This window comes from Pseudomonas sp. BP11-1-1, from assembly GCF_052112105.1.
GTDB lineage: Bacteria > Pseudomonadota > Gammaproteobacteria > Pseudomonadales > Pseudomonadaceae > Aquipseudomonas > Aquipseudomonas alvandae.
In genome coordinates this window covers 450,437-474,362 of the sequence record NZ_JAUTYU010000004.1, presented here as the reverse complement: position 1 = coordinate 474,362, position 23,926 = coordinate 450,437, and the positions used below count along the sequence as shown (strand labels likewise).

Annotated in this window: 20 protein-coding genes; 18 read left to right on the top strand and 2 right to left on the bottom strand. The window is 47.4% G+C overall.

Annotation, left to right across the window (positions count from 1 at the left end; genetic code table 11):
• Window positions 1-87: 87 nt before the first annotated feature.
• The 18 genes from Q7C33_RS11780 to Q7C33_RS11695 all read left to right on the top strand — a co-directional run bounded on the left by Q7C33_RS11780 (window position 88) and on the right by Q7C33_RS11695 (window position 21,800).
• Window positions 88-1,128 (top strand): LPS O-antigen chain length determinant protein WzzB, encoded by a 1,041-nt coding sequence (locus Q7C33_RS11780; RefSeq protein WP_407683433.1) that lies wholly within the window; start codon window positions 88-90, stop codon window positions 1,126-1,128.
• A gap of 833 nt (window positions 1,129-1,961) precedes the next feature.
• Entirely contained in the window at window positions 1,962-3,239 is a 1,278-nt protein-coding gene (tviB, locus tag Q7C33_RS11775; protein WP_407683432.1) for a Vi polysaccharide biosynthesis UDP-N-acetylglucosamine C-6 dehydrogenase TviB, read from the top strand.
• 56 nt (window positions 3,240-3,295) lie between these two features.
• Window positions 3,296-4,321 (top strand): NAD-dependent epimerase/dehydratase family protein, encoded by a 1,026-nt coding sequence (locus Q7C33_RS11770; protein WP_407683431.1) that lies wholly within the window; start codon window positions 3,296-3,298, stop codon window positions 4,319-4,321.
• Window positions 4,322-4,337: 16 nt separating this feature from the next.
• Complete coding sequence (locus tag Q7C33_RS11765; RefSeq protein WP_407683430.1) at window positions 4,338-4,913, top strand: acyltransferase; 576 nt, start codon at window positions 4,338-4,340, stop codon at window positions 4,911-4,913.
• A gap of 85 nt (window positions 4,914-4,998) precedes the next feature.
• The gene (gene rffA / locus Q7C33_RS11760; protein WP_407683429.1) at window positions 4,999-6,129 is read left to right on the top strand and encodes a dTDP-4-amino-4,6-dideoxygalactose transaminase; all 1,131 of its coding nucleotides are present in this window, start codon (window positions 4,999-5,001) and stop codon (window positions 6,127-6,129) included.
• Window positions 6,126-7,532, top strand: a complete 1,407-nt coding sequence (locus Q7C33_RS11755; protein ID WP_407683428.1) for a lipopolysaccharide biosynthesis protein — start codon at window positions 6,126-6,128, stop codon at window positions 7,530-7,532. The genes rffA and Q7C33_RS11755 overlap by 4 nt, the downstream gene beginning before the upstream one ends.
• Window positions 7,533-8,813, top strand: a complete 1,281-nt coding sequence (locus Q7C33_RS11750; protein WP_407683427.1) for a glycosyltransferase — start codon at window positions 7,533-7,535, stop codon at window positions 8,811-8,813. It abuts the gene before it with no gap.
• Between the two features lie 75 nt (window positions 8,814-8,888).
• On the top strand, window positions 8,889-9,833 hold the full coding sequence (locus Q7C33_RS11745) for a hypothetical protein (protein WP_407683426.1): 945 nt from the start codon (window positions 8,889-8,891) through the stop codon (window positions 9,831-9,833).
• A gap of 117 nt (window positions 9,834-9,950) precedes the next feature.
• The gene (gene asnB, locus Q7C33_RS11740; protein WP_407683425.1) at window positions 9,951-11,840 is read left to right on the top strand and encodes an asparagine synthase (glutamine-hydrolyzing); all 1,890 of its coding nucleotides are present in this window, start codon (window positions 9,951-9,953) and stop codon (window positions 11,838-11,840) included.
• A complete protein-coding gene (locus Q7C33_RS11735; RefSeq protein ID WP_407683424.1) occupies window positions 11,837-12,970 on the top strand; it encodes a glycosyltransferase family 4 protein in 1,134 nt (377 codons plus the stop codon). The genes asnB and Q7C33_RS11735 overlap by 4 nt, the downstream gene beginning before the upstream one ends.
• Window positions 12,971-13,066: 96 nt before the next feature.
• Window positions 13,067-14,209 carry a glycosyltransferase family 4 protein gene (locus Q7C33_RS11730; protein WP_407683423.1) on the top strand — a complete coding sequence of 381 codons (1,143 nt, stop codon included), beginning with the start codon at window positions 13,067-13,069 and terminating at the stop codon, window positions 14,207-14,209.
• The gene (locus tag Q7C33_RS11725) at window positions 14,202-15,146 is read left to right on the top strand and encodes a UDP-glucose 4-epimerase family protein (protein ID WP_407683422.1); all 945 of its coding nucleotides are present in this window, start codon (window positions 14,202-14,204) and stop codon (window positions 15,144-15,146) included. Before Q7C33_RS11730 ends, Q7C33_RS11725 begins: the two co-directional genes overlap by 8 nt.
• A gap of 59 nt (window positions 15,147-15,205) precedes the next feature.
• Window positions 15,206-16,222 (top strand): MraY family glycosyltransferase, encoded by a 1,017-nt coding sequence (locus Q7C33_RS11720; protein ID WP_407683421.1) that lies wholly within the window; start codon window positions 15,206-15,208, stop codon window positions 16,220-16,222.
• 115 nt (window positions 16,223-16,337) lie between these two features.
• Entirely contained in the window at window positions 16,338-18,332 is a 1,995-nt protein-coding gene (locus tag Q7C33_RS11715) for a polysaccharide biosynthesis protein (RefSeq protein WP_407683420.1), read from the top strand.
• A gap of 114 nt (window positions 18,333-18,446) precedes the next feature.
• On the top strand, window positions 18,447-18,779 hold the full coding sequence (locus Q7C33_RS11710) for a ComEA family DNA-binding protein (RefSeq protein ID WP_407683419.1): 333 nt from the start codon (window positions 18,447-18,449) through the stop codon (window positions 18,777-18,779).
• 252 nt (window positions 18,780-19,031) lie between these two features.
• The gene (locus Q7C33_RS11705) at window positions 19,032-19,895 is read left to right on the top strand and encodes a class I SAM-dependent methyltransferase (protein WP_407683418.1); all 864 of its coding nucleotides are present in this window, start codon (window positions 19,032-19,034) and stop codon (window positions 19,893-19,895) included.
• 383 nt (window positions 19,896-20,278) lie between these two features.
• A complete protein-coding gene (locus Q7C33_RS11700) occupies window positions 20,279-20,932 on the top strand; it encodes a GntR family transcriptional regulator (RefSeq protein ID WP_323155211.1) in 654 nt (217 codons plus the stop codon).
• Window positions 20,933-20,948: 16 nt separating this feature from the next.
• Window positions 20,949-21,800, top strand: a complete 852-nt coding sequence (locus Q7C33_RS11695; protein ID WP_407683417.1) for an urea carboxylase-associated family protein — start codon at window positions 20,949-20,951, stop codon at window positions 21,798-21,800.
• Between the two features lie 187 nt (window positions 21,801-21,987).
• Here the strand turns inward: Q7C33_RS11695 and Q7C33_RS11690 are convergent, their stop codons facing one another.
• Complete coding sequence (locus Q7C33_RS11690) at window positions 21,988-22,155, bottom strand: DUF2897 family protein (RefSeq protein WP_003183831.1); 168 nt, start codon at window positions 22,153-22,155, stop codon at window positions 21,988-21,990.
• Window positions 22,156-22,273: 118 nt separating this feature from the next.
• Window positions 22,274-23,638 carry an ethanolamine permease gene (eat, locus tag Q7C33_RS11685; RefSeq protein ID WP_198797576.1) on the bottom strand — a complete coding sequence of 455 codons (1,365 nt, stop codon included), beginning with the start codon at window positions 23,636-23,638 and terminating at the stop codon, window positions 22,274-22,276.
• Between the last annotated feature and the right edge of the window lie 288 nt (window positions 23,639-23,926).

The window sequence follows — 23,926 nt, the reverse complement described above, 5'->3', positions numbered from 1 at the left end:
TGTCTGCCGGGGACTTGCCCGTCTTACCTTTTAATGCGTCCAGTGTGTCCGCAAGCGTAAAGCTAAAAAAAGGAAGCGAGGCTATCCATGCAAGATAATCGTATTGCAGTGCGTGACGACGATGAAATCGACCTGATTGCCCTTGCACGTGGGCTCTGGGCGCAAAAATGGTTGATCATCTCCATAACTCTTTTGGTCACTGCTGGTGCCGCTGCTTACGCGTTTCTCAGCAAACCTGTCTATGAAGCAAAGCTTTTTATTATGCCGCCGACTCAGAATGGGATCGCTGAGTTGAACTATGGGCGTGGGAAAAGTACCGAGCTGGAAACGTATTCCATCAAACATGTTTACGAAGTGTTTGCTCGTAACTTACAAGGCGAATCCCTTCGCCAGACCTTCTTTAACGAAATCTATCTCCCCTCGCTCGATGAGTCCCAGCGAAAGGGCGCTCTCGATCGCCTGTATGACCGGTTCTCGCGAGAGCTGGTGGTCAAGGGGCCAGGCAAGGATACCCCTGATCGTTTCTCGGTCACGGTTCAAAGCGGTGATCCGGTAAAGGCAACCGAATGGGCCAAGGCCTACGTAGCACGGGCAAGTCAGGCGGCCGAGTCAGAGCTGATCAAGAACGTCACGGCTGAGGCTTCCGTGAGAGCTCGTAATCTGGAGCAGCGGATTACCAGCTTACGGGAGACTGCGCAGCGGGTGCGTGAGGATCGGATTCAGCAGTTACGCGAAGCGCTGAAGATTGCTCAAGCGATTGGTCTGACTACGCCTACTATTAATTCGTCTGCGGCTGTGGATATTACCGTTGATACGGGTAATAAAATGGATTACCAGCGTGGTAGTAAGGCGTTGGCGGCTGAAATTCAAATGTTAGAGTCCAGGGCTTCGGATGATGCGTTTATATCGGATTTGCGGACGTTGCAAATGCGGTACAACTTTTATCGTAAGTTGAATATTGATCCTGAGCTCATTTCGGTTTATCGGCAGGATGGTAGTGTTGAGGTTCCGGAGAGTCCGGTTAAGCCACGGAAGGCTTTAATCTTATTTGTCGGATTTATCAGCGGCCTACTATTAAGTGGTTTTCTAGCGTTAATTAGGGTTGTTTTAAGCGGCTATAAGGGCTAAAGCTAGCTCGATTTTTAACGTCTTGAAGGTGATTGAAGTTTCAGCCTTCCGAGAAGCATCTAAATGATGCTATCCGAACGGCGTAGGGTTGTATTTTTTCAGGGTGAAGGCGAGGGGGTACGGCTCCCCGTTAGGAAGGGAGGATATCGGGAATTCTTCTTCTGGTGAGTTGGCGTCATCGCCTTTGTAGTGATTGGTTATGAGGTTCCTGATTTCCCTGAAACCCTGAAGGCCCTCTCCCAGCAAGAGATATCTCTCTTCCCGTGCATAGGGCCGTTTTGATCCTAGACAAGTAGCAAATAAAAATCATTCTTAATTGCTGTTGCGGCTACGGATTTTTCTCTGATGGTCGTATAATCTGTGTTTCTAATACGTTGTTTTCATCGCTGCGCTGAGTAATACGAGACTCTTGCCTATGCTCAAGCGTCAGAATGACCCTCGTAAGGGCGGAGCGAGAAAGAATCTATGTTTAGGTATGGATCATGAAAATAGGCAACACAAAAATTGAAGCTAAATCTCTTCGGGCGGAGGGGCGACGTCTGGCGCTATGCGGGTCCATACAAAAAAAAACGACGAGACAAAATATACAATCGCAGCTTCCTGCAAGTCGGCGTATCCTTCTGTCATGCAAAGAAATTTTTATAGGCAAATTAGAGGGCTATTGGCTGAGTCCTACTCTAAGCATAGACAACGCAACAAGTTTTTTCGCGACTTTCCTCTTAGCAGCTAGCCACCGAATAAAAAAGTTAGCAGTTGTTAGCTAGGCGATTTTTTAAATATTTATTTGTTGAGCTACGTGAAGTTTATTAATTTATTGAATTGGATTTGCAACTATGCATGAGTTAAAGAACCTGAAGCTCGCCATTATTGGTCTTGGTTATGTGGGGCTTCCCCTAGCTGTTGAGTTTGCTAAGCACCGCACGGTAATTGGATTTGATATTAATCAGCCTCGTATCGATGCTCTCAAATCGGGACACGATGGCACGCTTGAAGTCAGCGATGCAGAGTTAAAAGAAGCGAAATATATTACTTATAGCTGCTCTTTGGAAGAGCTTGATCAATGTAACACCTTTATTGTCACGGTGCCAACGCCGATAGATAGATACAATCAGCCAGATCTTACTCCACTGATTAAGGCGTCCGAAACCATTGGTAAAGTCCTAAAAAAGAACGACATCGTTATTTATGAGTCGACCGTTTATCCAGGCGCTACCGAGGAAGAGTGCGTTCCAGTATTGGAGCGAGTTTCCGGTTTGACTTACAATATTGATTTTTTTGTAGGTTACAGTCCTGAGCGTATCAACCCAGGGGACAAAGAGCACCGCGTTACTACAATAAAAAAAGTGACTTCAGGTTCCACCCCAGAGGCTGCGAATCTCGTCGATGCTTTATACAAGCAAATTATCATCGCCGGAACTCATAAAGCAAGTAGCATAAAAGTAGCCGAGGCGGCAAAGGTTATTGAAAATACTCAACGTGACCTGAATATTGCTTTGATAAATGAGCTGGCCATTATCTTCAATAGAATGGAGATTGATACAGAAGCCGTTTTACACGCGGCGGGCACGAAATGGAATTTCTTACCTTTTCGACCAGGGTTGGTAGGTGGGCATTGCATAGGTGTTGATCCATATTATTTGACCCATAAAGCTCAAGCGATTGGTTATCACCCTGAAATTATTCTTGCGGGACGTCGCCTAAATGACAGCATGGGCGCCTATGTTGTTTCTCAACTTGTTAAAGCCATGCTAAAACGACGCATCCATGTTGATGGGGCTCGTGTTTTAATCATGGGTTTAACATTCAAGGAGAATTGCCCCGACCTTCGTAATACCCGTATCGTCGATATCATTAATGAGCTGGCCGAATATAATATTGCTGTAGATGTTTATGATCCATGGGTTAGCGTTGCGGAGGCTGAACATGAATATGGCATTACGCCAATAGTTGAGCCACAAGCAGACTTTTACGATGGAATAGTTCTTGCCGTCGCACATAACGAGTTTCGCGAGCTTGGAGCTGAAAATATTCGAAAGTTTGGGCGTGCCAAACATGTTTTGTACGATTTGAAGTATTTGTTGACCGCTGCCGAATCGGATATTCGACTGTAGGAAAAACGACAAGCGTCACATCGCCTTGCATTGGAAACGAAGAGATTTGAGATTTTATGACTCGCTACGAAACCCTTATTAAAATGCTCCCATTATCCCCTAAGAAATGGTTGGTTAGTGGCGTGGCGGGCTTTATTGGATCAAATTTGCTCGAAACTCTTCTCAAGCTTGATCAGTATGTCATTGGCCTGGATAATTTTTCAACCGGGCATAAGCATAATCTTGAGGAAGTCAGGAAAGAAGTTACTGAGGAACAATGGCGGCGTTTCAAATTTGTGGAGGGGGATATACGTAGTTTAGAAACCTGTGAGCAGGCTTGTATTTCTGTAGATTATGTATTGCATCAAGCTGCTCTCGGATCGGTCCCGCGATCGTTAAATGATCCTATAACCACTAATTCCACCAATATAGACGGTTTCTTGAATATGTTGGTGGCGGCGAGAAATGCCTCGGTAAAAAGTTTTACCTATGCTGCAAGTAGCTCGACTTATGGCGACCATCCTGGTTTGCCAAAGGTTGAGGAGATTATCGGGAAGCCATTATCGCCCTATGCAGTTACCAAATATGTAAATGAGTTGTATGCGGAAGTTTTTGCTCGCTGTTATGGATTCAATACCATTGGTCTGCGCTATTTTAATGTCTTTGGGAAGCGTCAAGATCCTGAGGGCGCCTACGCTGCGGTGATCCCCAAATGGACCTCGTCCATGATTAAGGATGAAAGTGTATTTATAAATGGTGATGGCCAAACCAGTCGTGATTTTTGTTATATAGAAAATACGATACAAGCTAACCTCTTAGCTGCAACTACTACTGATAAAAATGCATTGAATCAAGTTTATAATGTTGCGGTAAGCGGTCGCACTGATCTGAATATGCTTTTTGCGATATTGAAAAAAGAGCTATCTAAAAACCATGTCTCCTATGAGAAAGAAGTTATTTATCGCGATTTTCGTGAAGGGGATGTAAGGCACTCCCAAGCGGATATTAGTAAAATACAAAATTTATTGGGTTACGATCCGCAGTTTGACATAGAACTTGGTATTGCTCGTGCGATGCCTTGGTATGTTGATTTTCTTAGCTGATTCCTGGAGACATAGAATGGCTTATTTAAATTCTACCGAATTAAAGGCGTTAGGCCTCAAAAAACTCGGCGAAGAGGTAAAAATAAGCGATAAGGCGTGCATCTATGATGCTGAAAAAATCGAAATAGGAGATCACTCTCGTATCGACGATTTTTGCATAATTTCCGGAAAGGTTAAAATTGGAAAATACAATCACATTACTCCTATGTGCCTAGTAGCGGGAGGAGTCCCCGGAATCGTACTCGAGGATTTTTGTACGCTAGCGTATGGAGTAAAAATATTTGCCCAATCAGATGACTATAGCGGCGAAACACTTACAAACTCATTAGTCCCTAAGCAATTCAAAAAAGAGAAGTTTGCCGCAGTGGTGCTGAAGAAACATGTAATTGTAGGCGCAAATTCTACTATTTTTCCTGGAGTAACTATCCAGGAGGGAAGCTCCGTAGGTGCCATGACATTGGTTACTAAAGATACCGATTCGTGGGGTATATATATGGGTATCCCCGCGAGGCGCATCCGGGATAGGAAAAGAGATCTGCTGGCGCTGGAGAGCGAGTTTTTGGCCTACGCTTCTCGGCAAAAAACACTGTAGCTCGGTTATTAAGTTATTTCTAGGCTCCTGGGACATATCTAAGTAATGAAACTAAATGTCCGCTAACTGAATTGATGGTAAAGCTATGATTCCGTTTAATAAACCACCTTATACTGGCAACGAAGAAAAGCATGTGTTGGCTGCAATGCGCAGTAATAAGATATCAGGCGATGGTTACTTTAGCGAACTATGCCATCGATGGTTCGAAAAAGAATTAGCTTGTAAAAAAGCTTTATTGACTCCCTCCTGTACGCATGCTTTAGAAATGGCTGCCATATTGGTGGATATTCAGCCGGGCGACGAAGTAATAATGCCAAGCTATACCTTTGTTAGTACCGCTAATGCCTTTGCTTTAAGGGGAGCGACCATCGTTTTCGTTGATATCAGATCGGATACAATGAATATTGATGAAAGTCTTATTGAGCAAGCTATCACAAAGAAAACCAAAGCTATCGTTCCTGTCCATTACGCTGGAGTGTCCTGCGAGATGGATACAATTATGGCTATTGCTGCGCGTCATAATATTTTTGTAATCGAAGATGCTGCACAAGGTCAGGGGGCGAGCTATAAAGGGCGTGCATTGGGCAGTATCGGACATTTAGGGGCGTATAGTTTTCATGAAACGAAGAACTATACGAGTGGAGGTGAAGGGGGGCTTTTAATAATTAACGATTCTCAGTTTGTTAATCGAGCTGAGATCATTCGTGAAAAAGGAACTAATCGTAGTCAATTCTTTCGCGGTATGGTGGATAAGTATAGTTGGGTAGATATTGGAAGTAGTTATTTACCATCGGACCTTCAGGCCGCCTATCTTTGGGGGCAGTTGGAGGTTGCGGATACTATAAAGAAGGCAAGAATAACTGCGTGGAATAAATATAGCGAAGGTCTCCAGTCTCTGGAGAGTGATGGCTATATTACGCTCCCTACTTTACCCGTCGAGTGTAAGCATAATGCTCATATGTTTTATTTAAGAGTGGCGAATTTAGAAGTTAGAACCAAATTGTTGAAACACTTATCTGATGCAAATGTTCACGCTGTTTTTCACTACGTCCCTCTTCATTCCGCGGCATGTGGGGAGCGCTACAGTCGTTTCCATGGTGTGGACATCCAGACGACGATCGGAAGTGAACAGCTCATTCGGTTACCTATTTGGTATGGAATTTCTGAAAAAGACATTGCTCAGGTCATTGACGCTGTTCAGAGTTTTTTTCGTTGAACTTACGGACAGTTTTTACGTATGCCTCGGGTATCGGTTTCGGGGCAATACTTAGTCTTATCACCTTACCTATACTCGCTTGGATGTTTTCTTCAGAAGATATCGGGCGAGTCGCACTGTTTCAATTGTCGTTGTCCTTAATAGCAGTTTTTTTCTCTTTTGGGCTTGATCAGTCATATGTAAGGAAGTTCAATGAAGTGAGTGATACGGGAGCATTGGCAAGAGCGTGTGTCGCGCCAGGCCTGTTGCTACTATTATTTTCAATAGTTATCGCTTTTTTTTATGCTGAGGAAATTTCCTTCCGTGTATTTGGTATTAAAGATTTAAAGCTTTATATCATACTTTGCTTCTCGGCGGTTATGTTGTATTTGGAGCGTTTTTTTTCCGTCTTTATCCGAATGAAGGAGATGTCATTTGCTTATAGTATGACAAGGATCTTCCCAAAGTTACTATTTTTGATTCTTGTGACAGGTCTGTTTTTTTTTCCAGAACAGAAAAGTTTTATCACTCTGTCTGGTATGCAAGGTATTTGTTGGGCTTTGGTTGTAATCATCATGATCTTTTTTCTGAATGATAAACGGGCCTCATTCAAAGCCGATTTCTTTGAAACTCGAAGACTCCGGGAGCTTATCAACTTTGGTTTTCCGCTGATGGTAAGTGGACTTGCTTTTTGGGGGCTTAACTTTATAGATAGAATTATGCTCAAGGAGCTTTCCTCCTTGGCTCAGTTGGGGGTTTATGCGGTAGCATCTACCTTGGCGGGAGCTGCAATTTTATTTCAACAAATTTTCACTACTATGTGGCATCCTGTGGTTTATAAATGGGTTTCAGAAGACTCAGCTAAAGTAAAAGTACGGGGGGTAGCTGACGCGGTCCAAGTGTTTTCATTATTGCTGATTTGTCTTGTCGCGCTGTTCGCTTTCTTAACTGGTTATTTTCTTCCCATTGAATATGCAGCGGTCCAATTTCTATTGCCAGCCTGCTTAGTTCCGCCGCTCTGCATGATGGTAACGGAAGTCTCCGGTATAGGTATTAGTATTTCCCAGAAGACAAAATTCCTTCCTGTTATTACCGTTATTTGCATGGCTACCAATTTTAGCTTGAATTATTTTCTGATCCCTCAATTTGGAGCCGGCGGTGCATCAGCGGCTACCGCCATTTCGTTCTTTTTGTATTTGGTGCTTAAGACCGAAATGTCAAATTTTCTGTGGGTCACTTATTCAAATATAAAATTCTACGGATGTTCAATTATCGTCGTATTGCTAAGTGTTTTTGGTGCTCTCTACGGGAATGAATATAATAAGGAGGTATATATAGCCTGGTTTGTAACTTTGATGATTTGTATTTTTAGCTATGTCGTGCAGATAAAGCAATTTTATGTTTTTGCGAAAGGTCGCTTTTAAATGTTATTTGTTCATGGTTCTTTAGCAATCGGTGGGATTGAAACATTCTATGTGCGAATGGCTCAATGCAGAAAAAAGAAAGGATTAATAACAAAATTTTTAATTCTTTCACCGGAAGGTAAAAGTGACGCTGAGCTTGTTAGTCGAGCCAGGGAATGCGCGGATGTGTATTTCCTGAACGAAGTACTTTCCCCCCGTTTGCCGAAATGTGCAGTTCTTTACCATTTCTCATTGCTCTATCCTCTTCAAAAAAACATACTTAAAGAAATATTTGACGGAATAAGTAGTGCGCATGTTTCGAATGGATTTTGCGCCCATGTATTTATACGTTTAAGCGCCATTGTTAGAACAAATCTACCTGTTTCAATAGGTCTTTACCATTCCATGGAGTTTTCTTGGGGAGGTAGCTTAAAAGCATTGCCTTTCTTTGAAGAAAATAATCGCCAAATATTTTCACATTTACATAAAGCACATGGCTTGATCTTTTTTAACGAAAAAATGGTTGAGCGGTATTCTACCGTCACTGGAAAGGACTTCAGTGATGTTAGCTTATTTCCTCTCGGAGTGGTGCATCAATCAGCAAATGCCAAACCGAAAGTATTCAATAGCGAACTGACCATTTGTTCCGTTGGCCGTCTCGTGGAATTTAAAGGCTATAATCTCTGGATGCTAGATGTGGTTAGCGATCTTCGGAAGTTGGGGATTAAAGCCAGTTATCATATTTACGGGTATGGACCTTTAGAAAAAAAAATGTTGGATAAGATCAAAGCGTTGGATCTGGCGGAGATTGTATTTCTTAAGGGAAGCCTTGAATATTCAGCTTTCGCTGACGTGGTATCGCAATTTGACGTTTTTGTGGGGTCAGGAACCGCTTTGGTTGAAGCTGCTGGATTGGGCGTCCCGTCGCTGGTCGGAATTGAGAACACCCATGAGCCTTCAACATATGGCTTTCTGAGTGAGTTGCCTGGATTCTCTTATAATGAAGACGGGCTATATTCTAAGAAAGATGTTTTAGATATACTTGTTGATTTTAATGGTTATTCAGAGGTTGAGAAACAGGTATTAAGTAAAGCGCACAAGGAAAAGTCGAAAATGTTCTCTGTTGAGGCATGTGTCGAGAACTTTGAGAAAGTTTGCCCGGACCCAGTCATGAGTCCAGGTTTGATTATGAAATCACGCTTACTGTATCGTCTTTTCTATACGGGAAGTTTTTTCTTTTACTCGCTTTTGTTAAAGCTTAAGGGGCGGACGCTGAGTCAGGTAGTGAGTACAGTTGAATGATTGGCAGAATGTTGTTGGGTAGCAAGGACTAGGAGAAATAATATTTATTCTTCAATGGTTATATCTCGATACTCGTTGGCCTGCTTTGTATTGGCGTTAATATTTTCGTTGGGCCTTGCTTCGCTGCCGGTCGATGCTTTTGTGGATAGAGGGAACTATCTTACGTATGCTTCAAGTTCGGCGGAAATTCTCGAGCGTGGGAAGAACGAAGGTTGGATTTATATTTTTACAAATGAGCCTTTATGGCTATTGGTGAATATTGCGCTTTCGTTAGTGCTTGGTGATGAAGCAGTTGTTAGGGTTATCGTGTTTTTTTCTTCATTCATAACTGCGTATTTGGCACTTAAGGTCGATCGCAGATTTTTTTTGATTTTGTTGGCATTTTTACTCCTGCCGCAGGTAATGAAGAACTATATTGTTCATCTTCGACAGGGTCTGGCTATAACTGTTTTCCTAATTGGATGGTTTTCAAAAAATAGATGGGTTCGTAACTCGTTTATGCTTCTAACTCCTTTTCTCCATGCTTCTTTTTTCTTTGTTTTGGTGATCTATTATTGTAGTGTGGTTTTGGCCCGATTGAAATTCTCGTCAGGGCTGCGTGTAATAACTTTTATGCTTGTCGGTTTATGTGCTGCTTTGGTTGCTATTTGGTTGGCTTCCAGTCTAGGGGCAAGGCAAGCAGAGGTTTATGGAGAGGGTAGCTTAAAGATCAGTGGTTTGGGTTTTGTTTATTGGTTTGTGGTTGCCTTATTATTTGTTTTTCAAGGCAGAAAATTTTTAACTGATAATAGTTTTCAGATGGGAATGCTCGTTTTTTATTTGGCTATATATTTTTTTCTACCTATATCAGCAAGGATTTTCGAGAGTGCTGTCCTTCTCGTCTTGATTTCTGGACTTCGATTGACTTCCTGGCGATTGTATTCTTATTTGGTGCTACTGTTATTCTATTTTATGATGCAGTGGATTCCCAGATTTTACCAGCCTGGTTTTGGCTGGGGAGCAGAAAATTTTATAGGCTAGATGTGAGTTTTCGATCATTTAATTGGTCGGATTGCGATGATTAACGCAGTACTATTGCAATGTAAGGATTGAGCAATTTATTATGCATCGCATGATGATTTTAAGGATAAGAACCTAATGTGTGGTTTTTCGGGTTTTCTTACGTTACAGGCGGATCTTGACGATTCTGCAAGGCTCTTGCGAAAAATGGGCGACGCTATTTATCACAGGGGACCTGATGATAACGGCGAGTGGTTTGACGAAAATGCGGGAATCGGTTTTTCTCACCGTAGACTAGCGATCATCGACGTTTCGGCCGCAGGGCATCAGCCGATGGCGTCAGCCTGCGGTCGATATATCATTGCGTTTAACGGTGAGATTTACAATCATTTGGATCTTCGAGCCCGTCTGATTAATGAGGGGCATCGCTTTGGCTGGGTTGGGCATTCCGATACCGAAACACTCTTAGCCTGTTTTTCAGCTTGGGGTATAGAGAGCACGCTTCGCGCGATGGTGGGGATGTTTGCTATTGCGTTATGGGATCGTGAGACTCGTGTTTTGACGCTGGCCCGTGACCGTATGGGTGAAAAACCTCTTTATTGGGGGTGGCAGGACGGTGTGCTTTTGTTCGGCTCTGAGTTGAAATGCCTCAAGGTGCATCCGGCCTTCAACGCGCAAGTTAGTCGTAATGCGTTGGCCCTTTTAATGCGTTATAACTATATTCCGGCTCCGTTTAGTATTTACGCTGGCATAGCAAAGTTGTTGCCAGGTCATTACTTACAGTTTTCGACCAGCCAGATAAGCAGAGCAAGTGAGCCCACTCCTTTTTGGGAGATAAATGTTGCGGTCGAAACAGGGATATCGAATCCTTTTATTGGCACGGAGGCGCAGGCCATCGATGCGCTGGAGTCGGAGCTTACTCAGAGTATTGGTAGGCAAATGCTCGCTGATGTACCGCTTGGTGCTTTTCTAAGCGGCGGTATAGATAGCAGCACAATTGTCGCCCTGATGCAAAAGCAAAGTAAGCGCCCGGTCAAAACGTTCACCATCGGTTTCCACGAGTCAGGCTACAATGAGGCCGAGCACGCATTAGAAGTGGCTAGGCACCTGGGGACGGAACACACGGAACTATACATCCAATCCAGTGATGCCTTGGATGTTATTCCTCGTATGCCGGAGATATATTCGGAACCTTTTGCTGATAGCTCGCAAATTCCGACCTACCTCGTGAGTCATCTCGCCAGACAACATGTGACTGTCGCCCTCAGTGGTGACGGCGGCGATGAGTTGTTTGGGGGATATAATCCTTATCGATTTGCTCCGCGTATGTGGAGCGTATTTGAACATCTCCCTCTGCCCTTACGGAACGCCGCAGCATCTGTTATGGAAAGGTTTCCTATTTCTGGTAAGGTGCAAAAACTTTCAGAAGTTATGGGGGCGCCGGATCGCGAGGAGTTTTACCGCCGGCTACTTAGCCATTGGCAAGGTCCAAACCAATTAATTTTGGGCGCGCTTGAACCCGCCACCTCATTAAACTCCAAAAATTCTTGGCCTTCAGTAGATAATTATCAAAATTGGATGATGGCAATGGACGCCAAGACTTATATGACTGACGACATTCTGGTGAAGGTGGATCGGGCAGCGATGGCAAACAGCTTGGAAACTAGAGTGCCAATGCTCGATCATCAGGTTGTAGAGCTTGCATGGCGTTTGCCATTGAATATGAAGATACGTGATGGAAGAGGTAAGTGGATACTCCGCGAGGTTTTATATCGGCATGTACCTCGAAAAATGATAGAGCGTCCCAAAAAAGGATTTTCGGTACCTATCGGATCTTGGTTGCGAGGGCCCCTCAGAGATTGGGCTGAAACACTGTTGCAGGAAAAACGTCTTGAAAGGGAGGGGTATTTTAATTGTGCAATGGTTAGAAAAGCATGGAGTGATCATCTAGCGGGCAAATCTAATAACGCCACCAAGTTATGGGGTATATTGATGTTTCAGGCTTGGCTTGAGGCTCAGAGTTCATGAAAGTTATTCATGTCATTATTGGATTGAATGTCGGCGGTGCTGAACTTATGCTTCTGCGACTCTCGGAGTCGTTTAATAATGACGTAGGTCAAGATCATTCCATCATTTCATTAACTGATTTTGGTAAATTGGGAGCGGAGCTTCGAGCAAAAGGGCGCGATGTTACTGCGCTGAATATGCGAGGCGCATGTGATCTACCTAGGGTATTTTTTAGTCTGTATAGAATTTTTCGAAAAAATGAACCCGATATCGTACAAACGTGGATGTATCATGCGGATTTGATTGGGGGTATCGCTGCTAGATTAGCCGGTGTTCGCAATGTTATTTGGGGTATTAGAACCACTAATATAAATAGCGGAGTTAGCAAAGTCACCGGATGGATTAGACGGTGTTGTGCACTTTTGTCAAATTTCGTTCCTAAAATAATTGTCTGTGCTGCTAATGCGTCCAGAATTGAACATGAGCGAATCGGCTACAACAGTGCGAAGATGATGGTTATTTCCAATGGATTTGATCCAGATGTGCTGAGAGCGTCTCTGGAGGATCGGCAGGCTATACGTTTAGCTGCTGGTTTTTCTCCAGAGGATTTAGTTATAGGTAGTGTCGGTCGGTATAATTTGGCGAAAGATCACGAGAATTTTATTTCAGCGGCTTCGCTGTTATTTGGCGATTATAAAAATATCAAGTTTTTACTTGTTGGTCGTGATCTGTCTTCAGAAAATGAAGCATTGATGAAACTGGTTCATTCGACCGGATACCTTGATCGTTTCGTGTTGCTAGGTGAACGTAAGGATGTACCCGCATGCTTGAAAGCTATGGACATTTTCTGTCTACATTCGCGAACTGAGGGGTTTCCTAACGTACTGGGCGAAGCGATGACGATGGGCTTACCCTGTGTGACGACTGATGTAGGAGATGCCGCGTTCCTGATCGGTGAGACAGGTATAGTGGTTCAACCCCGAAATCCCCGTGCTTTAGCTGACGGATTGAAATTTTTAATTTCGGCAGGAGATGCTTATCGTTCTGACCTTGGCCAAAAAGCCCAGCTTCGGATCCATGAGCATTTTACAATGAGCTATGCTAAATCTCGGTTCGGCGCGGCTTATAGCAAGATATGCCCAAGGAAATGATGCTTGTGATTTTTTTCGAAATGTGGCGTTTTCAGCTATCCTTGGCTGCTTTTTTTTCAAAGTTACACCGCCTGAAATCGAGCTGGACATACAGTAATGACAGATAAACTGCTAATGATTGTGAACGATCCTGCTTTTTTTATTTCGCACAGAGTAGCAGTTGCTGAAGCTGCAAAAAAGATGGGATATGAGACGCACATTGCAACCATGGATGGTGAAGCTGTACGCCATATTAAAGAAAAAGGATTTATTCATCACTCATTACCACTCTCCCGTAGCGGAAGTAACCCGCTTCGGGAGTTGTTTTCTTTATTTGCTATCTGGCGCCTGCTTTGGAAAGTGAAGCCGAACATCCTGCATTTGGTCACAATCAAACCAGTCATTTACGGAGGAATTGCTGCACGCTTAGCTCCTGTAAAAGGAGTTGTGGCCGCGATTTCAGGTCTCGGATTTGTATTTCTTTCCCAAGGAATCAAGGCAACTGTATTTCGTAAAATAGTGAGTGTTTTCTACAAGTTAGCTCTGGGCAAGAAAAAACTGCGCGTAATTTTCCAGAACCCGGAGGATTGTGCTGTTCTAACAGGTCTTGGGATAGTCGACATAAGCAAGGTCGAGATGATCCCTGGGTCTGGGGTCGACTTGAATCTGTATTCGTATGTACCAGAGAGTATCGCTCAGCCCCCCGTTATTTGTTTCGCTGCCCGCTTGTTGCGAGACAAGGGGGTATTTGAATTTGTGGAAGCTGCGAAAATTCTTCAACAAAAAGGTATAGCTGCTCGGTTTCAGATTATCGGTGACGTCGATCCAGGTAATCCTGCGACCATTACCCCAGCAGAGATTGCGACTTGGCGGGACGAAGGGTTCGTTGAGTTATTAGGCTACCGTAAGAACATAGAGGAGTTGTTCGCCGGTGCCAATATTGTAACGTTGCCCTCCTACCGTGAAGGGCTACCTAAGGTTCTGATAGAGGCTGCTGCGTGTGGCCGTGCGGTTGTAACCACCGATGTTCCTGGTTGTCGTGACGCCATAGATCCTAATGTCACGGGTTTACTGGTCCCGGTACGAAATGCTCTGGCTTTGGCCAATAGTTTAGAATGTTTGATCCAAAACGACGATATTCGACAGCGGATGGGAATCCAAGGTCGGGCATTGGCGGAAAGGGTGTTTGATATAAATAAAATAGTACAACAACATTTGGATATTTATTCAAAGTTAGAGCGAGCGTCTAATGATGAGTGAAAAAATTCTCGTCACTGGAGCTAATGGATTTATCGGCTCCGCACTGATTGAATTATTGTTATCCCATGCGAAACAAGTGGTAGCGCTGGTTCGGGATAATAATATAAATTTTCCAGCGGGGGTGCGTGCTGCTATTTTGCCTAAAACCGGTACGATTTCCAGTTCGATCATGCATGATGTTCAGTCGGTTGTGCATTGTGCCGCACGTGTTCATATCATGAATGATAGCTCGAATGATCCGCTGGCAGATTTTCGTAGAATTAACGTGGATTTTACTCTTGACTTGGCGCACAAGGCAGCTGCAGCCGGAGTGAAACGATTCGTTTTTTTAAGCTCCGTAAAAGTTAATGGTGAAGCCACTATTCCCGGCTGCCCTTACCAGGCGGACGATACTCCGGCGCCAACGGATCCATATGGCATTTCAAAAATGGAAGCAGAGACAGGATTAAAGCGCATCGCCGAAGAGTCTGGAATGGAAGTTGTTATCATTCGCCCGGTTTTGGTATACGGGCCAGGAGTGAAGGCTAACTTCCGTAGCATGATGATTTGGTTGAATCGTGGCTTCCCTTTGCCGCTAGGTGATATTAGAAATAAACGAAGCCTGGTCTCGCTGAATAATCTGGTAGACTTGATCTTGGTTTGTCTATACCACCCCAAAGCAGCGAATCAAATATTCATGGTCAGTGACGGTGAGGACGTATCTACTACTGAGCTATTGGTGCGAATGGGGAAAGCTTTGGGAAAAAAGGCCATACTTATTCCGATATCTCCAGCCCTGTTGAACCTTGGGGCTGCCTTGCTGGGGCGTAAAGATATGGTCATTAGACTGAGCGGTTCGCTCCAAGTAGATATTGGAAAGACACGCGAACTATTGAACTGGTCTCCCACTGAGAGCCTGGATGATGGGCTCCGGAAGGCCGCCAGGGATTTTAAATAAATTCTGTTTAGTTGTTGGTTATCACTTAGCAGAAGATGCTTGCGGTTGGAGTTCTGATAATGGTTCTGCTTTTTTATACGCTGCTAGTTGCTTTTGGCTCGCTGCTTTTGACGTCGCTTTTAATACGTTACGCGTTAAGCCGTAGCCTGATTGATATTCCTAACGCCCGGAGTTCTCATTCAATTCCGACCCCCCGGGGCGGAGGGGTAGCAATTGTATTGTGCTTTTTGGTGGCTATGCCTCTTTGGAGAGGCGATGAGTTATCTGTGAACGCTGTCTTGGCAATACTCGGGGCGGGCGCCGGGGTCGCTGTGCTGGGTTTTCTCGATGATCATGGGCATATTGCCGCACGCTGGCGGCTTTTAGGGCATTTCGGTGCCGCTGTCTGGGCACTGTTCTGGCTGGGAGGGGGATTGCCCATTATTAACCTTATGGGCATGACGGTGGATTTTGGTTGGACAGGTTACGTCTGCGCCGGACTGTATTTGGTCTGGATGCTCAATCTCTACAATTTCATGGACGGTATCGACGGTATCGCAAGCATTGAAGCGATTTGCGCTTGCCTGGGGGCTTGTATGCTCTATTGGCTTGGCGGATATGAAACCTTGATCGTGGCTCCGCTGTTACTCGCAATGGCAGTGGCAGGTTTCCTGTATTGGAATTTTCCGCCTGCTCGTATCTTCATGGGGGACGCAGGAAGCGGCTTTCTTGGCATCACCCTGGGAGTGCTTTCTCTGCAAGCGGCTTGGGTCTCATCCAATCTGTTATGGGTTTGGCTCATCCTGCTCGGTGTTTTTATCGTTGACGCAACTGTCACCTTGCTACGCCGCCTGCTACGTGGTGACAAAGTCTACGAGGCACATCGTAGCCATGCTTATCAGTTCGCCTCACGTCATTATGGGCGACACATGCCGGTGACGTTGGCAGTCGCCGCAATCAACGTATTCTGGCTGTTGCCTTTGGCTGCAAGTGTCGTGTTGTGGAACGTTGATGGGGCATTGGCGTTAATCGTGGCTTATGTACCGTTGGTACTGCTTGCCATCCGGTTCCGCGCCGGCGAGCTTGAAAAGTGCTGATATCATGGTACAGCGCGTTTTTCGTTTTTCGGATGTCCAACGGACGATAATGTAGAGACGTTCTATTAGCAATGGATTGGTTTTCATGAGCTGGCCAAGATGCGGGAAGGGTCCCATGGGTAAATTTAGAACAGTGTTATTGGGGTTGCCAAGACGCCACAAACGCGCGATTCAAGTGGCGACTGATGTCAGTCTGGTCTGGATTGCCCTGTGGCTGGCGTTTGTCGTTCGACTAGGTTTGGAGGCGCTGGCCAGTCCTGTCGAAACCCACCTTTGGCTTTTTGCATCTGCTCCGCTGATAGCTATCCCAATTTTCATTCGCTTCGGTATGTATCGTGCTGTTATGCGTTATTTCGGCAACGATGCGCTAATTACCATTTGTAAAGCAGTCAGTCTATCGGCCTTGCTATTGGCTTTGGTTGTGTATTGGTACAGCAACCACAAAACTGTAGTCCCACGCTCTATTATTTTCAACTATTGGTGGTTGAGCCTGATCATGATTGGTGGGCTTCGGCTGTTCATGCGCCAGTACTTTCTGGGTGACTGGTTCACCGCGGCTCAACATGTACCATTTACCAATCGTGACGATGGTCTACCCAAGGTTGCCGTTTATGGTGCCGGGGCAGCGGGTAACCAACTCGTGGCGGCATTGCGTATGGGAAGAGTAATGCGGCCGGTCGCGTTCATCGACGATGACAACAGTATTGCTGATCGTGTGATTGCAGGATTACAAGTCTACCAACCTAAACATATACAAAAAATGATCAATGCCACGGGCGCGCAAGAGATTCTGCTAGCCGTCCCGTCCCTATCACGCGGTCGTCGTCGGGAGATCTTGACACTGCTTGAAAGTTTTCCACTTCATGTGCGTAGCGTCCCTGGTTTTATGGATCTTGCCAGTGGTCGGGTTAAGGTTGATGATATCCAGGAGGTTGACATCGCCGACCTCCTAGGGCGTGATCCCGTGCCGGCACAAGCCGATTTGCTTGAGCATTGCATCACGGGGCGGTCGGTGCTGGTTACTGGCGCCGGCGGTTCGATTGGCTCAGAACTTTGTAGGCAGATTTTGACGCTCACGCCGACTACATTGCTGCTTTTCGAGCATAGCGAATTCAACCTATACAGTATCTTGTCCGAACTGGAACAGCGTATTGCCCGAGAGTCATTATCTGTTCGGTTATTGCCAATTTTGGGGTCGGTGCGCAATCAAGAAAAGTTGCTGGATGTGATGAAGACTTGGAATGTCGACACGGTTTATCACGCCGCTGCCTATAAGCATGTGCCCATGGTTGAGCACAATATCGCCGAAGGAGTTCTGAATAACGTAGTTGGAACGCTTAATACCGCACAAGCTGCTTTGCAAGCTGGTGTTTCAAACTTTGTCCTGATTTCTACCGACAAGGCTGTGCGACCCACCAACGTAATGGGCAGTACCAAACGGCTTGCTGAATTGATATTGCAGGCGCTTAGTAGGGAGTTGGCGCCGGTATTGTTCGGCGATCAAGCGAATATTTCACGTGTCAATAAAACCAGATTTACCATGGTCCGGTTTGGCAACGTGCTGGGTTCGTCTGGCTCGGTCATTCCGTTATTTCATAACCAGATCAAGTCTGGCGGGCCGCTAACTGTTACGCATCCCAAAATTACACGTTACTTTATGACCATCCCTGAAGCTGCTCAGTTGGTGATCCAAGCGGGTTCCATGGGGCTGGGAGGTGATGTGTTCGTGCTGGATATGGGGGAGCCGGTGAAGATCATTGAATTGGCGGAAAAAATGATTCATTTATCCGGGTTAAGCGTTCGGTCGGAAAAAAATCCTCAAGGTGATATTTCCATTGAGTTCACTGGCCTGCGTCCAGGCGAAAAGCTTTACGAGGAGCTGCTGATCGGTGACAGCGTGGTGGCTACTCAGCATCCGATGATAATGAGCGCCAATGAAGATCACCTACCCTGGGATGTGCTCAAGGCTGGGCTGGCTGAATTGCTTGCGGCCATTGAGCGTGATGACTACGCGAGGGTTCGCCAATTGCTTCGCGACACAGTCCGTGGCTACACCCCGGATGGGGAGATAGTCGATTGGATCTATCAGCAACGACGTTTGGAGCCTTAATTGTTACACAAACTGTAACGAACGTGTTTTTGACGCCATCCCATCATCGTCTATTTTTGAGGAGCAGCTTCGGAAAAGCTGTTTCTCTTTTGATGATGTCATGGAGCGTCACTTATGCGTACTGGCTATTTATATTCTCTAGTTTTTGCTTTTCTCACCAGCGCCTCGATCGCTGTCATCGCTGCGCCTGCGATCCCATCTGAAGCTACGGGAGGAGGGCAGATTGAACAGCGGGTAGAACAGCAAAGCGCAAAGATAGATCTAAATGGGGCGGATGCCACTACGCTGCAGCGCGAGCTGGTAGGAATAGGGAAGGCCAAAGCTGAGGCGATTGTTGCATATCGTACCAGTAATGGCGCTTTCGCCTCCGTGGACGAGTTGCTGGAGGTCAAAGGGATAGGTAAGGCGATTCTGGATAAAAATCGTGACAAGCTGGAAGTGAACTGAGATGTGACTGTAAAGTGGGCCAGTCGAGATGACTGGCCTTTTGCGTTATGGCTGGTGGGAACTGCTTCGGATAATGCTGGTCACTGATAACCAGTGATGGGAAAGGCTGTGACAAAAGGTGAGATAGCATCAGGGTGCCCAGCCTTAGCAACGGCCCTGACGAGTTCAGGCAAAATATATAAAGCTACTCACCGTGTTCGCAAGCTAATGAGTTTGCCATGCTGAGAGTTAATTAATCCAAGGATGATGTCGATGAGTGAGTCTATTGCAGAGAAAACACATAGTGATGAAATGGCAAAGGGGGAGCGCTTTGCCTTTGGGGCAAACTGGTCTAATTTTTTAACCGTATTAAATGAAGATCGCATTCAGCAGGCCGTTGATAGTCTGAAAAACATGCTTGGAGTCGAAACTCTTGACGGTAAGAGATTTCTTGATATCGGTAGCGGTAGCGGCCTGTTTTCATTAGCGGCAAGACGTCTTGGAGCAAGCGTCGTTTCATTTGATTACGATCCCCAGTCAGTTGCTTGTACCAATGAACTGCGTAGTAGATTTTTTAAGGGCGACGAACACTGGGAGATTAAGACTGGCTCTGTTCTTGACGCTGTCTTTTTAAGTAGCTTGGGAAGTTTCGATATTGTTTATTCGTGGGGCGTTCTACATCATACCGGGGATATGTGGACCGCTCTGCGAAATGCGGAATTGAGCGTTTCCAGTGAAGGTAAGATTTTTATTGCGATTTATAATGAGCAAGGCTTTTATAGTCGTTATTGGTCTTTTGTCAAGCGTGTTTATGCCAAGTATAGCTTTATGCGCCCTGTTTTTATTTTTATCCATGGTATATATCCGACTCTCCCGAGGTTGTTGCTTCGGGCCGCTTTCCGACGCAAATATAATCGTGGAATGAGTATTTGGTACGATTTGCTTGACTGGCTTGGTGGGTATCCCTTTGAGGTTGCCACTCCAGAGCAAATTTTTGAATTTTATCGTGGGCTTGGTTATCAATTAATTAAATTAAAAACTGTTGGGGGCAAGCTTGGTTGCAATGAGTTTGTTTTTGAGCGTATAAATTCGGTGCGAGATAATAGCGAGCCAACAACGAATCGTGAAATTAACTGATCTGAAGGGCTCGCAGATAAATTGAGGGGGCTGTTTTGACATCTCTTTCATTTTACTGTCATCATTTTTCGGTTCTTCTCGAAGCAGCACCCTTGGATGTGCGCCGGGCGAGTGGTAGGCAAAATGTTTTCCGCACCTAGGAAGCTTGAGGGGCTATTAAGATGGTCGCCTTTCAAGCTTTCTAATATTATATTCGTTTCATTTATGATCGGAGCTGATTAACGTTCAATTTTGGTTCTGTGTTATTTGAGCGATGTTTAACGAGTTTTGAAATAGGCTTTTCAATAAAAATTGTAGGTATCAGACATAGTCTTGGACGTACACATTGGCATGAATTGTGATGTACCCAAGCCAATCGATTGTTCAACAATCCAAGGCCCTCCATGACTAGCCATCTCTCCCTAGCCGACCAAATCACCCTCGAACTCCGCGCCGACATCATCGGCGGTCGCCTCATCCCTGGCATGGCGCTGATCGAAAACAACCTGGTCTCAGCCTACAACGCCTCTCGCAACACCATTCGCGAAGCGTTACACCGTCTCGGTCAGGAGGGCTTGACCCGTTACGTGCGTAACAAAGGGGTCATGGTCCGCAGATTGGGTGTCGACGACGTCCGCGACGTGTTCAAGGTCCGTCGCACCTTGGAACTCCAGGCCATTCTCACTAGCAATCCGCTGAGCGAATACCAGTCCGACCGCATGCTCGAAGCCTTGGAGGCCGCCGAGCTGGCTCGCGAGCGCGAAGATTGGCGAGCGGTGGGCACCCACGGTCTGGCCTTCCATCAACACATCGTGGGGCTGATGCGCAGTCCCTTGCTCGATGAGTTCTTCACTAATGTGGTGGCGCAGCTGCGTTTGGTGTTTTGTTCCGCCCCCGATGAGGCACGTTTCCAGGCGCCGTGGCTTGCCCGTGACCGGCAGATCCACGATTTGCTGGCCGAAGGTAACAAGCGCGCTGCCCACGACGAGTTGAGCCTTTACCTCGACGATTCCGAGCAGTTGCTCCTGCACCTGCTGACTCCCGCCAACCCTCACTGATCAAAGGACTCGCGCCATGTACAAAGACTACCCAGCCGCCTACCAGGTCAGCAAAGGCTCCGCCCTGCAAGTGGACAAACCCTTCTACGACCGCATCCGCACTCAGCAAGACAAGCGCACGCTGATCGAGCAGTTCGAAGTACCCATCCGCACCGGGCGCGCCTGGCAGGTGCCGGCCGGCCATGTGTTCCGCGTGACCACGCCGGTCGGCCCGCAAGTGGGGGACTTCAACGTCTGGAATGCCAACGATCCGCGGGAGCGCTTATGGGCGGCTCGTACTCGTCAGCTTCAAGGCGCTCATGTAAGCACCTACGATCGGTTGTGGTCGAACCTGCCATTCCTGCGGCCATTGGTAACGATCACCGATGACAGCTTGGCGGCTTACGGCATCGACGAACATGGCGGGCGCTTGCACGATTTGTTGGGGACGCGCTGTGACCCGTATGTGAACAAGATGCTGACCGGTGAGGATTTCCATCATCACTGTCACTCGAACCTGACCCGTGCGGTGTTGCCCCACGGCCTGACGGAGTTCGATGTGCATGACGTGTTGAATATCTTCCAATGCACCGGGCTGAATCATGACGACATGTATTTCATGAAGGCGTGTCCGGCGCAGAAGGGCGACTACCTGGAGTTTTTTGCCGAGATTGATTTGTTGTGTGCGCTGTCGACTTGCCCTGGCGGGGATCTGTCGCTGGCGATGTGGGGGCCGGAAGCGCAGGATCCTTTAAGCGTCTGTCGTCCGTTGGGGGTGGAGATTTATCGGTTGGAGGATTCGTTGCTGCAAGGCTGGAGTCAGCCGGAGCGGGCGGGATATAAAGGGCTGCATGGGTTGCATATTGCGAAGGCGGATTGGGAGAAATAACACTGCTGGCGCGGCAAGGCATTGCCCTCTGTGGCGAGGGGATTTATCCCCGCTGGGCTGCGTAGCAGCCCTCTACCTACAGAAGTGATCCTGACTCTAAAGCTGCGAGTCCAAACGTTTTGGGGCCGCTACGCTCCCCCCAGCGGGGATAAATCCCCTCGCCACAGAGTGATGCGCAGCAAGCAGATCAGCGATCCTTCGCCTCTTTCGCATCCATTTCCGCATTGCGCTCGGCAACACGCTTGCGCTGTTCGTCCGTCAGCTCAACCTTGTTGGCGGTGTCGCGCAGCATCATCAAACCACCCACGATCGAGCCGATGGCGACGATCAGGATTAACCAGGCATACCAGGGCATAGGGCTCTCCTTGAGGGGCAATGGCCAGACGAGTATTTCGCTGGTCATTGCCCATACCACTTATGAGCGAAGACGGTTCGCAGTGGTTCCATACTACGCCGGTTATGCCTGGCTCACCTTATAGCCCGGTCAACATCGCATCGGCCGGAGCGTCTGCGCGTAACTGCGCGGTCAACACGAAGTACACGAAACCCACCGCCATGAATCCGAGGAAGATCAAGCCGATCAGGGCATTGAACCAAGCCATCGCCACCAGGCACACCACGGCCAGGACCAGGGCGATGCCCGGCACGATCGGATAGCCCGGCGCGCGGAAGGTGCGTTCCAGGTTGGGCTCGGTTTTGCGCAGTTTGAACAGGCTGAGCATGCTCATGATGTACATGACGATGGCGCCGAACACCGCCATGGTGATCATCGCGGCGGTGAGAGTCATGCCGCCGAGGTTGATCAGGCCGTCGCTGTAGATGGCGGCGATGCCGATCAGTCCGCCGGCGATGATGGCCCGGTGCGGGGTCTGGAAGCGTGACAGCTTGGCGAGGGAGGCGGGCAGGTAGCCGGCGCGAGCGAGGGCGAAGAATTGGCGCGAGTAGCCGAGGATGATGCCGTGGAAGCTTGCCACCAGGCCGAACAGGCCGATCCAGACGAGCATGTGCAGCCAGCCGGAGCTTTCGCCGACCACGGCTTTCATGGCTTGGGGCAGCGGGTCGTTGATGTTGGACAAGGTGCTCCAGTCACCCACGCCGCCGGCAAAGAACATCACGCCCATGGCCAATACCACCAGGGTCAGGATGCCGCTGATGTAGGCTTTCGGAATCGTGCGTTTCGGGTCCTTGGCTTCTTCGGCGGCCATGGCGGCGCCTTCGATAGCGAGGAAGAACCAGATCGCGAAGGGGATCGCTGCAAACATCCCGGCAATGGCGGGTGCGCCGAACACGTCGGAGCCGGCCCAGCCGTTGAGGGCGAAGTTGCTGAAGCTGAACGCCGGCGCGACCACGCCCATGAACACCAGCAACTCGGCGACGGCCAGTACGCAGACGATCAGTTCGAAGGTTGCGGCCAGTTTCACGCCGAGGATGTTCAGGCCCATGAAGACGATGTAGGCGCCGACGGCAGCGTGTTTCGGGTCGAGCGCCGGGAATTGCACGTTCAGGTAGGCGCCGATGGCCAGCGCGATAGCGGGCGGGGCGAAGACGAATTCGATCAATGTCGCGAGTCCGGCGATCAAGCCGCCTTTTTCGCCAAAGGCCCGACGGCTATAGGCGAACGGCCCGCCGGCGTGGGGAATGGCGGTGGTCAGTTCGGTGAAGCTGAAGATGAAGCAGGTGTACATGGCCGCGACCATGAACGATGTCACCAGAAAGCCCAGCGTGCCGGCGACGCCCCAGCCGTAACTCCAGCCGAAATATTCGCCGGATATCACCAGGCCGACGGCGATGCCCCATAAGTGCAGGGTGCCCAGGGTGGGTTTTAGTTGTGTGTTCATTGGTGGCTCCCCCTCGATAAGTAGCAAAAGCGCTGGAGGAGGGCAGTGCAGTGGACGTGCCAGTATGGTTTGAACGGTCGTTATGGGTGAAATCGTGTCGTATAGGGATATTTCATCGTTGGTTGGGCGTGTATGCGCCCCAATTCAGCGCCTTAGCTCATCGGTTGCAGTTTTCTTGCGCACGCATTTAGCGCTGCTGGCAGCCACAGAGAAGTGGCCTTTCAAAGGAAGGCCCGACTTTACTCATTCGGTGTTCAGGCAGTACGGTCTCCCATCGCTGTTGGCTGG

Coding starts and splice junctions, on each gene's coding strand:
- Q7C33_RS11715 (WP_407683420.1), top strand. CDS start 16,338: ATGGGTAAATTTAGAACAGTGTTATTGGGGTTGCCAAGACGCCACAAA.
- Q7C33_RS11725 (WP_407683422.1), top strand. CDS start 14,202: ATGAGTGAAAAAATTCTCGTCACTGGAGCTAATGGATTTATCGGCTCC.
- Q7C33_RS11695 (WP_407683417.1), top strand. CDS start 20,949: ATGTACAAAGACTACCCAGCCGCCTACCAGGTCAGCAAAGGCTCCGCC.
- asnB (WP_407683425.1), top strand. CDS start 9,951: ATGTGTGGTTTTTCGGGTTTTCTTACGTTACAGGCGGATCTTGACGAT.
- Q7C33_RS11700 (WP_323155211.1), top strand. CDS start 20,279: ATGACTAGCCATCTCTCCCTAGCCGACCAAATCACCCTCGAACTCCGC.
- Q7C33_RS11705 (WP_407683418.1), top strand. CDS start 19,032: ATGAGTGAGTCTATTGCAGAGAAAACACATAGTGATGAAATGGCAAAG.
- tviB (WP_407683432.1), top strand. CDS start 1,962: ATGCATGAGTTAAAGAACCTGAAGCTCGCCATTATTGGTCTTGGTTAT.
- Q7C33_RS11730 (WP_407683423.1), top strand. CDS start 13,067: ATGACAGATAAACTGCTAATGATTGTGAACGATCCTGCTTTTTTTATT.
- Q7C33_RS11750 (WP_407683427.1), top strand. CDS start 7,533: ATGTTATTTGTTCATGGTTCTTTAGCAATCGGTGGGATTGAAACATTC.
- eat (WP_198797576.1), bottom strand. CDS start 23,638: ATGAACACACAACTAAAACCCACCCTGGGCACCCTGCACTTATGGGGC.
- Q7C33_RS11765 (WP_407683430.1), top strand. CDS start 4,338: ATGGCTTATTTAAATTCTACCGAATTAAAGGCGTTAGGCCTCAAAAAA.
- Q7C33_RS11780 (WP_407683433.1), top strand. CDS start 88: ATGCAAGATAATCGTATTGCAGTGCGTGACGACGATGAAATCGACCTG.
- Q7C33_RS11770 (WP_407683431.1), top strand. CDS start 3,296: ATGACTCGCTACGAAACCCTTATTAAAATGCTCCCATTATCCCCTAAG.
- Q7C33_RS11690 (WP_003183831.1), bottom strand. CDS start 22,155: ATGCCCTGGTATGCCTGGTTAATCCTGATCGTCGCCATCGGCTCGATC.
- Q7C33_RS11735 (WP_407683424.1), top strand. CDS start 11,837: ATGAAAGTTATTCATGTCATTATTGGATTGAATGTCGGCGGTGCTGAA.
- Q7C33_RS11710 (WP_407683419.1), top strand. CDS start 18,447: ATGCGTACTGGCTATTTATATTCTCTAGTTTTTGCTTTTCTCACCAGC.
- rffA (WP_407683429.1), top strand. CDS start 4,999: ATGATTCCGTTTAATAAACCACCTTATACTGGCAACGAAGAAAAGCAT.
- Q7C33_RS11720 (WP_407683421.1), top strand. CDS start 15,206: ATGGTTCTGCTTTTTTATACGCTGCTAGTTGCTTTTGGCTCGCTGCTT.